Here is a 12,143-nt window from a genome sequence, read left to right as displayed (position 1 = left end):
CAGTTAAAATAAGTATAGGGAGGTTTTTTTATGCCGCATATAGAGGTTGACAAACTTTTAAAATACAGTTGTGATGCTATTTATCCATTTATTTGTAGAATGGAACGTTATCCAGAATTTATGGACAACGTAGTAGAGGTAAAAATCTTAGAGCGTGATACTTGTAAAACAATAACTTCATGGAAGGTATTCGTGGATGGAATAAAAGTAGGATGGATAGAAGAAGATTTGTTTGATGAAAAAAACTATAAAATTTCATATAAACAAATTGAAGGTGATTTTACTAATTTTAACGGAGAATGGATACTGGAGAAAACGCAAGAGGGAACTATAGTAAAGCTTATTATAGATGTTGATTTAGGAATTTCGATGTTAGCAAACTTTATTAATCCGATACTAATAAAAAAAATATCGGATAATAGTATGAAAATGCTTGAATCAATAGAAAAAGAATTGAATCAAAAAGAAAATGAGATAAAGATGACATCTTGAAACATAAAAATTAAAAAATAACAAATAATGGCTTGATGGAATATAGAAATTGTCATATCATAGAAAATAGATTCTTTAAATTAGGAGTTGTTTTATTTGAATAAAAAAAATATTATTTCGTATAAAGGAGTAGCACCTCAAATTGATTCAAGTGTATATATATCAGAAGGTGTTGCTGTTATTGGTGATGTCAAAGTTGAAGAAGGAGCAAATATTTGGTTTAATTCTGTGCTGCGTGGCGATATAGAAAAAATTCGAGTTGGAAAATATACTAATATTCAAGATAATTGTACAGTACATGTAATGGGGGATTGCCCAGCCCTTATTGGAGATTATGTAACCGTTGGGCATGGGGCAATTGTACATGGATGCACAGTAGAGAATAATTGTCTAATTGGAATGGGAGCAGTTTTACTCGGTTATTGTAAAATTGGTGAAAATTCTATAATTGCAGCAGGAAGTGTAGTAACTGAAGGAAAAGTTATACCACCAAATTCGATGGTTATGGGAATTCCGGGAAAAGTGGTTCGACAATTAACTGAAAAAGAAATAGCAGATATAAAAAAATCGGCTATGCATTATTATGATATAGCACAAGAATACATAAAATAAGGAGTCAAGCAAATGGAACATACACTTGTTTTAATAAAGCCGGATGTTGTGAAAATGAATTCAATAGGGGTTATTTTAACTGAATATGAAAAAGCTGGTTTGAAAATTGAAGCTTTAAAAATGTTGAAAATGACAAAAGAGTTGGCAGCAAAACATTATGCTGAACATATTGGTAAACCTTATTATGCTAAACTTGTTGATTTTATGATTTCAGGTCCATTAGTTGCATTAGTTTTAAGTGGGGAAAATGCAATCAATGAGGTAAGAAAAATTAATGGTGCCACAAATCCAGTAAATGCAGAACCTAATACAATTCGAGCTAAATTTGCTACAGATAGTACTTTAAATGCTGTACATGCATCGGATTGTATCGAAAATGCGCGACGGGAAATCAATTTATTTTTTCTAGCAGATGAATTAATGTATAATTTTTAAATGGAGATGATATTGTGGGTGTTTATACAAAAACTGGCGATCATGGAACTACAGGGCTTTTTACAGGTGAACGTGTTGATAAAGATTCAATACGAGTAGAGGCATATGGTTCAGTTGATGAAGCAAATTCTTTTTTAGGGCTAGCTAGAGCTTTTGCGAAGAAGGAAGAGGTAATTGAGCAAATTCATAGTATACAAAAAATTAGTATGCTATTAATGGCTGAATTGGCAAGCAAATCTTCTAAAGAATATATTACCCAAAAACATATTGATGAGATTGAAAATATTATTGATAATTTTGAGGGGAAATTACCACCGTTAACTGCTTTTATTACGCCTGGAGATACGTCTGCTGGTGCCGCTTTAGATGTAGCACGAACTACGATTAGAAGAGCTGAGCGCAGAGTTCTTGCTTTACATCATCACGAAGCGGTATCGAAATATGTAACAATCTATTTAAACAGATTATCTGATTTGTGTTTTGTGTTGATGCGTTATGAAGAACTTTAATTGTCACAAAATTCTTCTGTGATACATATGGTAATGTAGATGGATTATCATAGGAGGGGTTTTAGTGAAAGCGGTTTCTATTTATGTTTTTTCTGTGCCAAAACCATTGCGAAGTGTTATACGTGTCATCAGTAAAAATAAATAATTACTTATTAAACCGTCCTAGATCATATAAATTACTTTAAATAATTTATATGATTTAGGACGGTTTAATTTTTAGAAAAATCAATTTTAAAAAAGGAGAATGGCATGTTGTCAGAGAATACAGAAAATACTGACAATATTGTAGCTGTCGAGTTAATAGCACAGGAGGGATAACCATGAAAGAGTATACAAGAAATCTTATTAGAAACATTGCAATTGTAGGACACGGAAAATCAGGGAAAACTTCACTGACAGATACTTTGATTTTTAATGCTGGCTATGCAAAAAGAATAGGTAAAGTAGATGAAGGGACGTCACTCATTGATTTTGAGGTTGAAGAAGTAAAAAGAAAGATGAGTATAAGTAGTACTCTAGCCTCTTGTGAATGGCAAGGTTATAAATTGAATTTTATTGATACTCCTGGTTATCCTGATTTCATAGGCGAAGTGAAATCTGTAATGCAGGCGGCTGATAGTGCTTTAATTGTGCTATGTGCTCCTGCGGGAATAGAAGTTGAGACGGAAAAGGTTTGGGAGTATGCTAGTGCAATTAAATTGCCAAGGGCTTTTTTTATTAATAAAATGGATCGGGAACATGCAGATTTTTATGCTGTAGTCGAACAGTTAAAAGTAAAATTTGGAACAGGCGTAGTGCCTATTCAGATTCCGATTGGTTCTGAAGAAGCCTTTCATGGGGTTGTAGATTTATTATCGATGAATACTCGGTTTGTTACGAGTAACAATGTGCCTGTAGAAGGAGAAATACCAGAATTTTTGCAAAAAGAAGTAGAGGACGCTAGACAGCAATTAATTGAAGTCGTAGCCGAATTTAATAATGATTTATTAGATAAGTATTTAGAGGGAAAAGAGATATCAGAAGAAGAAGTTTCTATTGCTTTAGCGGAGGGAATTCAGGCGGCAAAAATATTTCCTGTTTTATGTGGGTCATCCTTAAAGAATATTGGATCTCGTAAGCTGTTAAATTCCATTATCAATTATATGCCAGAACCAATGCTCAAACCGGTGATGGGAATTATTCCCGATACAGGAGAAATTATTGAACGGGTTGCTACAGATGAATTCTCCGCTATTGTTTTTAAAACAACAGCAGATCCATTTGTCGGTAGGCTAAATTATTTAAAAATAATTTCAGGCGTATTAAAAGCAGATATGACTTTATATAATGTTGATAAGGAAAAATCGGAGAAGATAAATGCATTTTTTACGATGCGAGGAAAACAACAGGAGGCTATGGAAATAGCTCATGCAGGAGATATTGTTGTCATAGCAAAAATGCAATATGTAGCGACTGGAGATACACTTTGCAGCAAAGAAAATACCATTTTATATGAGCCAATTGAATTTCCTAAACCGATGTTTACGATGGGGATACAGGCGAAAAACAAGGGCGATGAGGATAAGATTAGCAATGCATTAGGGCGTATTACCGACGAAGATTTGACAATAAAAGTTTTTAAAGATTCTGAAACAAAACAATTATTAATCAGTGGTATCGGAGAATTACATTTAGAAATTATTTTAGATAAAATAAAAAGAAAATTTGGGGTTGAAGTTTTGTTGAAAGAACGCAAGATTCCCTATAGAGAGACGATAACTGCTAGTGAGAAAGTAGAAGGTAAGCATAAAAAACAAAGCGGTGGCCATGGACAATATGGGCATGTATGGCTGCAAATAGAACCTTTGCCAGCTGGAAGCGGGTTTGAGTTTATCGAAACGCTCTTTGGTGGAGCTATACCTAAACAATATGTTCCGGCGGTTGAAAAAGGGGTTCGAGAAACTTTAGAAGCGGGTATTTTAGCTGGATATCCTATGGTTGATATCAAAGTCAATTTATGTGATGGATCATATCATAACGTGGATTCGTCCGAAATCGCATTCAAGATGGCAAGTGCATTGGCGATTAAAAAAGGAGCGATGTTAGCAAAACCTATATTGCTTGAGCCAATCTATAATTTAACAATTAGTATTCCAGAATATTATATGGGAGATATTATTGGTAATTTAAATGCTAGCAGAGGTAGAATCTTAGGGATGGAAAACATAACCAAAGGAATGGGATTGGTGAGAGCTCAAGCTCCATTAAGTGAATTAGCGAGGTATGCTACAGATTTACGATCGATATCGCAAGGCAGAGGAACCTTTGATATGGAGTTTTCACATTATGAAGAATTACCTAATAAATTGGCAAAAGATATCATTGAATCTAAAAAAAATGAAAAAAGTGATATATAGAAAAGAGGAGCTAAGAAAGCTCCTCTTTTTTTTATATCACTTTTAAAAATCAAAATGGCTGAGGCGGCTGGACTCGAACCAACGAATGCGGGAGTCAGAATCCCGTGCCTTACCAACTTGGCGACGCCCCAAAAACATACCCGATAGTTAAATATTATATTCTTTTATAATGTGAAAGTCAAGAAATATCTTTGGCAATAACAAAAGATAGTGTAGGTTTTAAATCAATTTCAAAGGTTCGCTGCCAAGGATATTTTACATCAATATTTATATCTTTAACTTTTAAAAGAAAATAAGTATCATTATACTGGATTTTAATTGGAATTGTATAAGCAGAGTCATTCAATAGAATACGAGATTGCTGCAACATTTCTTTTTGTAATTGTGCGTTTGCAAAGTTGTAAGAATCATTTAAATCATATACATCAATATTTTGTGCTTTTAAAAGACGGTCAATTTTTTCATGTGAAGATTTTAAATAATACCAATCTTCTAAGAAGCGTGAAGTTAAAAATGTCAAATGATTCAAATACGTGGATTCTAAATCCCTTTCGCTGGTGATATTGTGTAATTTGCTAGTAAATAAAGTTGCTTGTGTGATTGTAGTTCCGAGAGAATTGCTTGTGGTATTCCATCCAGAGTAGGCAATCAACTGATTTAATGGAACGTGGTTAGCTTTTAACACAGGAAAAAGTGTTTCAGAAGCTTCGAAGTTTTCACTTAAATCAACTAACGCGACTTTGTAGCCGCTCTCTAAAAGCTTTTTTAATTCTTGTGTACTAGTATATCGATTCTGCATATTGTCTTTAGTTCCAATGTAAACGTAAAGAACAAAATCTGCACTATCAATAGAAGTGGTTTGAATTCCTTTAGCAATTTCAATTTTTTCTTTTGCGGTAGTTGCAACTGAATGTGGCATATAGGGCATTACAATACTTGATGCTTTTTCATCATTGTATTGTACAAAAATTTTAGGTTGATGATTTTGAAGTGTAGAATTTATACTCCCTAATATAGTTAAAGCAATTTCATCGGTCCCTCTGGTAATAATCACCTGGTTTTCAGCGATGTTTTTTTGCCATAAATAATGTTGTAAATTTCTTTTTATTATATTGGGGATGCCGAAGGATTGTCCATCATCTTGACCGATAATCAGTTGTTTCAAAACACCTTTTTGGGCTAAATTTATTAATTCTTTATTCAATTTTTCATTTTCAGTATATAAGGTAAGATAATTATTTTTGATATTCGCTGGCAGTTTTGCTTCTACTTCCTTTTGTCGTTCTATATCAATAGGATTATGAAAGGTATAAATAATATCTTTTAATTTAGAAAACTCTAGAATACTTTTTTGATATTTTTTAGTTTCTTCGCTGTCGCCAACCCAAAGACGCGGGATTATATTAAAGGCATATAAATCTATGCTTGGATATTGGTTATGTATTTCTTGCAATAGCTGAAGTGTATCAACTATGTCATTCTCTGAGCCTTCGGAAAGGCGTGAAGCCATTAGGCCTCCATGAATGAGCATATCTGTAGATATAATAGCAAAATTTACATTTTTAATATTATCTTTCAACCATTGTCGTACTAAAATTTGATTTGCGGGTGTTTTATAATTGTCAAGAATTTCATCAGGTGGAATGATTATTTCAATATTTACTATTTTAGCTAGGTCAATAACAAAATTTGTACAAGGCGGGCGACTGTCTAACGGAATCAATAAAATTTTATGTTGATATTGAATTGGGATGGGTGTCATTAGTCTATAACTAGGAATAGTTGAAAAAAAATAGCAGGTTATTATAAGAAAAATAGAAAAGCTTGCAATAATTTTAGATTTCACTTTATCACCTTTCTTTAAGTCTTGCATATTAAACATGTATTTTGTACGTGCTAATATTCACTAATGATAGCAAATATGCTAGAATATAAAATATAATTTTATATGAGGGAGTACAATGAGAATAATAACAGGAATTGCAAAAGGATGCAAATTAAAAGCGCCAAAAGGCTTAGTAACTAGACCAACGGCAGATAGGGTAAAAGAATCTTTATTTAGTATAATTCAAAATAAAATCTATGCTTCTAATGTATTGGATATTTTCGCGGGAAGTGGGAATTTAGGATTAGAGGCATTGAGTAGGGGGGCTAATAAAGCCTTTTTTGTTGATCAGAGCTTAGATAGCATGCGTGTAATAAAAGATAATGCTGAACATACAAAATTAATCGAACAATGCAATATTTATAAAATGGATGTTTTCTCAGCGTTAAGAAAGTTTATGAATATGGATTTGCGATTTGATCTTGTTTTTTGTGATCCTCCATACAACAAAGGGTTGAGTGAAAAAGTTCTAGTGATCTTAGACGAACTGGAAATTCTTTCTAATGAAGCGCTGGTCATTATTGAACATTCTAGAGAAGATAAATTAATTGAGAATTTAAAATATTTAAATTTAAAAAAACAGCAAAAATATGGCACAACTATAATCAGTATATATCAATATAATAAATAGTTATTAAGCGTAAAAGGAGAGATAAAATTATGCGGATTGCTGTATGTCCAGGGAGTTTTGATCCTGTTACCAACGGACATATTGATATTTTTGAAAGAGCAAGTGGAATGTTTGATTTGTTTATCGTTGGCGTTTTTCACAATCCAAACAAAAAACCGTTGTTTACAATGGAAGAACGTGTAGATTTATTAAAAAAATCTACTGAACATATAAAAAATATAAAAATAGATTGTTTTAGTGGATTGCTAAATGAATATGTTAGAGAAAATGATTCTAAAATTGTTGTTCGTGGTTTAAGAGCGATTAGTGATTTTGAATATGAGTTTCAGCGAGCTTTATTATTAAAAAAGATAGATTCTGAGATTGAGACGATATTTATGATGACGAGTAATGAGTATTCGTTTTTAAGTTCGTCTGGAATTAAAGAATTAGCAAATTTTGATGGAAATATTAAAGGACTCGTGCCCGAGTATGTAGAAATAAAAATAAAACAAAGAATTTCTGATTTGAAAAAACAAATGAATAGATAGGATGGTGCTATTAATGACCATTGAAGAGTTTTTGGATAAAATGGAACAGTTGATTTTAGAGGCAGGCAGAGTGCCTTTTACGAACAAGAGAGTAATAGAAGAAGATGATTTAGTGACTCTTTTAGATGCATTAAGACGTGATGTTCCAAATGAAATTCAAGATGCACAAAATATCGTAAAGGAAAGAAATCATATTCTAGCTGAGGCTGAGGAGGAAGCTAAAAAAATCGTTGAGATGGCTCATAATAGGGCAGATTCTTTAATAAATGATCATATTATAGCCAAAAAAGCTCAAGAAAGTGCAAAAGATTTAATGGATGCAACGAAGAAGGAACGCGAAGCATTGCGTAGTGATGCTTTTGAATATGCAGATGCAGTTTTTAGTCAGTTAGATCAAAATTTAAATACTGCGCTTCAAACAATAAGACAAGCACATGTTGAATTAAAAAAAATTAAATAACTTGAAGTTTAGCTATAAAAATATAATGCGCTCTAAATATTTAGAACGCATTATATTTATTTCTGAATATAAAATAACTTTTTTAAAAATAAAAAAAACATAGATAAGATGAACATAACAAGCAATATAAGACATGTTTGGTATGCGATAAAATCTATTCTTAAGATCCAATCTGACAATGAATGAATTGATTTTGTAACGGTAATATCAGGGGATAAAAACAGTTGAGTGATGAAATTTGCTGGTCCCATAAGTAAAAGAACTAGAATTGCTGAGAAAATTGCATGTAAAAAACGAGAGATTATATAGGGAAACATTCGAATGTGGGATTCAGTTGCAATACTTGCTACTTGCCCATGTACAGATAAACCACTCCAAGCAATAATTGCGCTTGCGATTGCAACTTTTTCAGTTAAAGGGCAATCTGCTTGACTTGCAGCTAATACACCTAAATCTATTTCGAATAATCCAAAGCTTAATGCTTGTGAAAGAGCATCACTAAATCCTATAATTGTCAAAAGATTAGCAAAGAAAAGATTTAAATATGCGATTATACCAATTGCTGATAATAAATTCAGACAGACTGAGAAAATAACAATAAATCCACCGATTAATAAGATAGTGTTCATTGAAGTTCTAATAGCGTCTCCTAGTAGGTTAGGAATGGAGCGGGGGTCTTTTTGTCTATATAAATATAATTCCTGAAATGCACGTTTAAAAATATTATTATAGGGTTTTACGCAGGAAGAAATTTGATCTTTATTTCTTCCATAGAAACTATAAATGAATCCTATAATTATACTAGAAGAGTAGTGGGCCAAAGCTAAAATCATGCCTAACTCAGGAGACTGGAACATTCCAACGGACACTGCGCCAAAGATAAATAATGGATCAGCTGTATTACTGAATGCAAGTAATCGTTCCGCTTCAATAGAAGAACAAAGGTTGTTTTTTTTCAACTTACTAGTTATAACTGCATCCATTGGATATCCTGAAGCAAGGCCAAGAGATAAAGCAAAAGCACCTACACCAGGAACATTAAAAACGGGACGCATTAAGGGTTCAAGAAAAACGCCTATGGCATTTACAACTCCAATACCCATGAGAAGTTCTGAAAGAATGAAGAAAGGTAATAAAGACGGGAAGATTACGTTCCACCATAAACTTATCCCAGAAATTGCTGCATCAAAAGTTATTTTTGGATTAGTGATTATTGAAATGGTCATGAAAATTAGACCTAGTGCAAATAAATAAGTAATTATTTTGGAATGTTTAATGGTTTTCATTGAATTTTATACTCCTCAAAATTAATTTTAATAATTCATATTCAAATTAATGGTTTTTGAGAAGCTTTTAATGTAATATTAAATTAAAAAAATAGGACTGTTTAAAAAATCTAATCCTCCAATATGTTTTTTTGAATCTGGAAGACTAAGAAAAAATAAGTCGGTTGCATAAATATCTAGTAATAACATTTTTTGTAGATCTGTTAGATTTGAATTGTTTTTATCTTTAGATGTAATGTGTTTACTTACTTTGGTTATGATAGGAATATCGGAGTGTTGTTTTACTTTCTTTAATAAAGTTCTTCCCGTTTGATTAAAACCTAAAACTCTAGCATATAAAGGTCCGCTTTTGTCAAAGGAGTGTAAGGAATTTTTTTTTGTACCTATTAAAAAATGAAGTAAAATTCTTTGCAACCTAGAATTTGGATATCGTTTGCTTTTAATATTTTCAAGTAATGATTCATAAGAAGTCGATATATTCATAGCATTAAATATTTTATGTTCTAAACCTTCAGCTACTCCAGGAGTTTCTTGAAGATTTAATATGGTAGTATTGCGTAACTTTGCAAGTAGTGGGATTGATAAGTTATCTAGAGAAGGAAGCAAATTTTCTTGTAATCGGTTCATCATTACATTATAAGTTGAAATAGGAATACAGTTTTTTACCGCCGATAAACCTTGTGGATTGGTGAAAATTTGATGCCTAATAGCAGATGCGCTAGCAATAACATCAGCTATACTTGTGTCATTATGTTGAGCTATAGAGCGTTCAATTAGCAAAGGCTGGATAGCGGAATTATACTGATGAATTGCTTTTAAATATTCTATCGCTAATATATTGTTCGGTTTAGAAATTATTTCAGGCGAGATATTTAGTAGTGAACTAATAGATGTTGCTAATGCTTGCGGATAGCTTTTACCGAATTTTAGGTGTTTTTTAAAGAGGGGTAAAAAATCTGTGTTTTCTGAAATGAGAGCAATACTATTTAGCAAATTATAATTTGAAATTTCTGCACCAAAAGAAACGGTATTAACGATTTTTAAGGCATCTAACAATCTTATAGCGCCACTTGCAAATGATTCAGCACTGCGTGCCGTAAACACAAATGGAAGCTCTATAACTAAATCTACTCCGCATTTTATTGCCATTTCAGCTCTGCTCCATTTATCTAGCAAAGCTATTTCACCTCTTTGAGTAAAATTTCCACTCATAACACATATGATTCCAGATGGTTGTACTTTCTCTTTTGAAATATTTAAATGGAATTGATGACCATTGTGAAATGGATTGTATTCTGCGATAATGCCTAATATAGACATAAAGACTTCACCCCTGTATTTATTTTAGATAAAATCTATTTTAACATTTTTTCTTACTAAATATAGATAGAACTATATTATATTTATTTAAAAGATAAAAATCTTGACATTTTTCTTTCGTATCGCTATAATAGATTGAGGTTGAGGTGGAAATGATGAAAATTAATGTCGTGCAACCTAAAACTAATGTTGGGAAAGCTTACATATTTAGTTTTACGACTTCAGCAGAGGAACTTGATATAAATGTTAGTCAATATACCATAGATGGTAATGTTGATATTAAGGGAGAAGTTTTATATACGGGAACTTGCTTTAGGATTTCTGGGGATATCAGTTTTACTAAATCTTTTCAATGTGATCGTTGTTTAGAATATTTTTCTCAAAAGCAAATGTTGAGTTTTCTTGAAGAGTGTAAAGCAGAAGTGAGCGATGAGGACGTCGGGGAAGAAGTAATTTGTTTTAGTGGAAACGAAGTTGATATTGCGAATTTAATTCGTGAGACGATATTGCTGTCGCAACCACTGAATAATATATGTAGTCCTGATTGTCGCGGATTGTGTTTGAAATGTGGTGCGAACCTGAATGATGAAGAATGTGGGTGCGATAGACACATTGTTGATCCGAGGCTTGCAGCATTACAAAAGCTTTTAAATAAGCGGTAAAGGTTTAATTGCCTGAGTTGATTTAAGGAGGTGTAATAAATGGCAGTACCTAAACGTAAAATGTCTAAAGCTCGTCGTGATAAACGTCGCGCGAATTGGAAATTAACTGTTCCTGGTCTTATTGCATGTCCGCAATGTCATGAACCTAAAATGCCACATCGTGTATGTTCTGAATGTGGTTACTACGATGGTAAAGAAGTAGTTAAAGTAGAAGCTGAATAAAAATTTCTAGTATGAGCAATATATAAGTTAACTTATATATTGCTCATTTTATTTTTTATTTTTCTTGATTTTTAGTATTGATATGTTTTATAATGGACACAATGACTTGATTATAGTACCTGATACTAAAAATAGGTGATAGTAGTATGGCGCGGATGAAGAAAGCTGATAGACAACGATTTTTATTAGAATATATACAAGAAACCCCTTTTTTAACTGATGAAGAATTGTCAAAACGTTTACACGTTAGTATTCAGACAATTCGTTTAGATAGGTTAGAACTAGGGGTTCCAGAATTGCGCGAACGCATAAAAAAAATGGCAGAAGATGCGCAATTAAAAGTTAAATCAATATCTAATAGAGATGTTGTAGGAGAGCTTATAGATTTAGAATTAGGCAAAAGCGGAATATCTTTAATGACTGTTACAGAAGATATGGTTTTTGAAAAAACAAAAGTGGCAAGGGGATATCATGTCTTTTCTCAAGCAAATTCTTTGGCTTTAGCAGTAATTGATGCGCCGGCCGCTGTAACTGGAGTGGCAAATATAAAGTATAAAATACCGATAGAAGTCGGTGAAAAATTGATCGCAAAAGCAGAGATTGTAAAGCGAAGAGGTAATAAATATTTTGTTTGGGTGAAAATAAAAAATGCATGTCAAGAAGTATTTCGTGCTAAATTTATTATGGTTTCATTAGATTAATG

At 32.4% G+C, this 12,143-nt stretch carries 14 protein-coding genes and 1 tRNA gene; 11 read left to right on the top strand and 4 right to left on the bottom strand.

Annotated elements, in window-relative coordinates; translation table 11 throughout:
* Positions 1 to 30: 30 nt before the first annotated feature.
* The 5 genes from ACWZFG_RS06500 (at position 31) to fusA (ending at position 4,444) form a co-directional block, all read left to right on the top strand.
* Positions 31 to 492, top strand: coding sequence for a type II toxin-antitoxin system RatA family toxin (locus ACWZFG_RS06500; protein WP_147668890.1), 462 nt, complete (start codon positions 31 to 33; stop codon positions 490 to 492).
* Between the two features lie 96 nt (positions 493 to 588).
* Positions 589 to 1,104, top strand: a complete 516-nt coding sequence (locus tag ACWZFG_RS06495; RefSeq protein WP_177504075.1) for a gamma carbonic anhydrase family protein — start codon at positions 589 to 591, stop codon at positions 1,102 to 1,104.
* 12 nt (positions 1,105 to 1,116) lie between these two features.
* The gene (gene ndk / locus ACWZFG_RS06490) at positions 1,117 to 1,539 is read left to right on the top strand and encodes a nucleoside-diphosphate kinase (RefSeq protein ID WP_177504073.1); all 423 of its coding nucleotides are present in this window, start codon (positions 1,117 to 1,119) and stop codon (positions 1,537 to 1,539) included.
* Positions 1,540 to 1,553: 14 nt separating this feature from the next.
* Complete coding sequence (locus ACWZFG_RS06485) at positions 1,554 to 2,048, top strand: cob(I)yrinic acid a,c-diamide adenosyltransferase (RefSeq protein ID WP_177504070.1); 495 nt, start codon at positions 1,554 to 1,556, stop codon at positions 2,046 to 2,048.
* Between the two features lie 320 nt (positions 2,049 to 2,368).
* On the top strand, positions 2,369 to 4,444 hold the full coding sequence (gene fusA / locus ACWZFG_RS06480; protein ID WP_418626810.1) for an elongation factor G: 2,076 nt from the start codon (positions 2,369 to 2,371) through the stop codon (positions 4,442 to 4,444).
* Positions 4,445 to 4,499: 55 nt separating this feature from the next.
* Here fusA and ACWZFG_RS06475 read toward each other — a convergent pair.
* Both ACWZFG_RS06475 and ACWZFG_RS06470 read right to left on the bottom strand, forming a co-directional pair.
* Positions 4,500 to 4,575: transfer RNA gene (locus ACWZFG_RS06475), tRNA-Gln, on the bottom strand.
* A gap of 47 nt (positions 4,576 to 4,622) precedes the next feature.
* Positions 4,623 to 6,317, bottom strand: a complete 1,695-nt coding sequence (locus tag ACWZFG_RS06470) for a DUF4127 family protein (RefSeq protein ID WP_455577269.1) — start codon at positions 6,315 to 6,317, stop codon at positions 4,623 to 4,625.
* 88 nt (positions 6,318 to 6,405) lie between these two features.
* Between ACWZFG_RS06470 and rsmD the strand changes: the two genes are divergently transcribed.
* From rsmD to ACWZFG_RS06455, 3 genes are read left to right on the top strand one after another with little or no spacing between them, the layout of a single operon-like run.
* Positions 6,406 to 6,960, top strand: coding sequence for a 16S rRNA (guanine(966)-N(2))-methyltransferase RsmD (gene rsmD / locus ACWZFG_RS06465; protein ID WP_177504064.1), 555 nt, complete (start codon positions 6,406 to 6,408; stop codon positions 6,958 to 6,960).
* Between the two features lie 29 nt (positions 6,961 to 6,989).
* The gene (gene coaD / locus ACWZFG_RS06460; protein WP_177504062.1) at positions 6,990 to 7,490 is read left to right on the top strand and encodes a pantetheine-phosphate adenylyltransferase; all 501 of its coding nucleotides are present in this window, start codon (positions 6,990 to 6,992) and stop codon (positions 7,488 to 7,490) included.
* A 13-nt stretch (positions 7,491 to 7,503) separates the two neighbouring features.
* Positions 7,504 to 7,950, top strand: coding sequence for an ATP synthase subunit B family protein (locus tag ACWZFG_RS06455; protein WP_177504060.1), 447 nt, complete (start codon positions 7,504 to 7,506; stop codon positions 7,948 to 7,950).
* 56 nt (positions 7,951 to 8,006) lie between these two features.
* Here ACWZFG_RS06455 and ylbJ read toward each other — a convergent pair whose 3' ends face one another.
* Positions 8,007 to 9,236, bottom strand: a complete 1,230-nt coding sequence (ylbJ, locus tag ACWZFG_RS06450; protein ID WP_455577268.1) for a sporulation integral membrane protein YlbJ — start codon at positions 9,234 to 9,236, stop codon at positions 8,007 to 8,009.
* A 78-nt stretch (positions 9,237 to 9,314) separates the two neighbouring features.
* On the bottom strand, positions 9,315 to 10,556 hold the full coding sequence (locus tag ACWZFG_RS06445; RefSeq protein WP_455577267.1) for a nucleotidyltransferase: 1,242 nt from the start codon (positions 10,554 to 10,556) through the stop codon (positions 9,315 to 9,317).
* Between the two features lie 155 nt (positions 10,557 to 10,711).
* Between ACWZFG_RS06445 and ACWZFG_RS06440 the strand changes: the two genes are divergently transcribed.
* The 3 genes from ACWZFG_RS06440 (at position 10,712) to fapR (ending at position 12,141) form a co-directional block, all read left to right on the top strand.
* Complete coding sequence (locus ACWZFG_RS06440; protein WP_418627169.1) at positions 10,712 to 11,218, top strand: YceD family protein; 507 nt, start codon at positions 10,712 to 10,714, stop codon at positions 11,216 to 11,218.
* Positions 11,219 to 11,257: 39 nt separating this feature from the next.
* Entirely contained in the window at positions 11,258 to 11,440 is a 183-nt protein-coding gene (gene rpmF / locus ACWZFG_RS06435) for a 50S ribosomal protein L32 (RefSeq protein ID WP_147668852.1), read from the top strand.
* Between the two features lie 146 nt (positions 11,441 to 11,586).
* Complete coding sequence (fapR, locus tag ACWZFG_RS06430) at positions 11,587 to 12,141, top strand: transcription factor FapR (RefSeq protein ID WP_177504054.1); 555 nt, start codon at positions 11,587 to 11,589, stop codon at positions 12,139 to 12,141.
* Positions 12,142 to 12,143: the final 2 nt, after the last annotated feature.

This window comes from Anaerosinus sp. (assembly GCF_965318445.1).
This window is presented reverse-complemented; position numbering and strand designations above follow the sequence as displayed.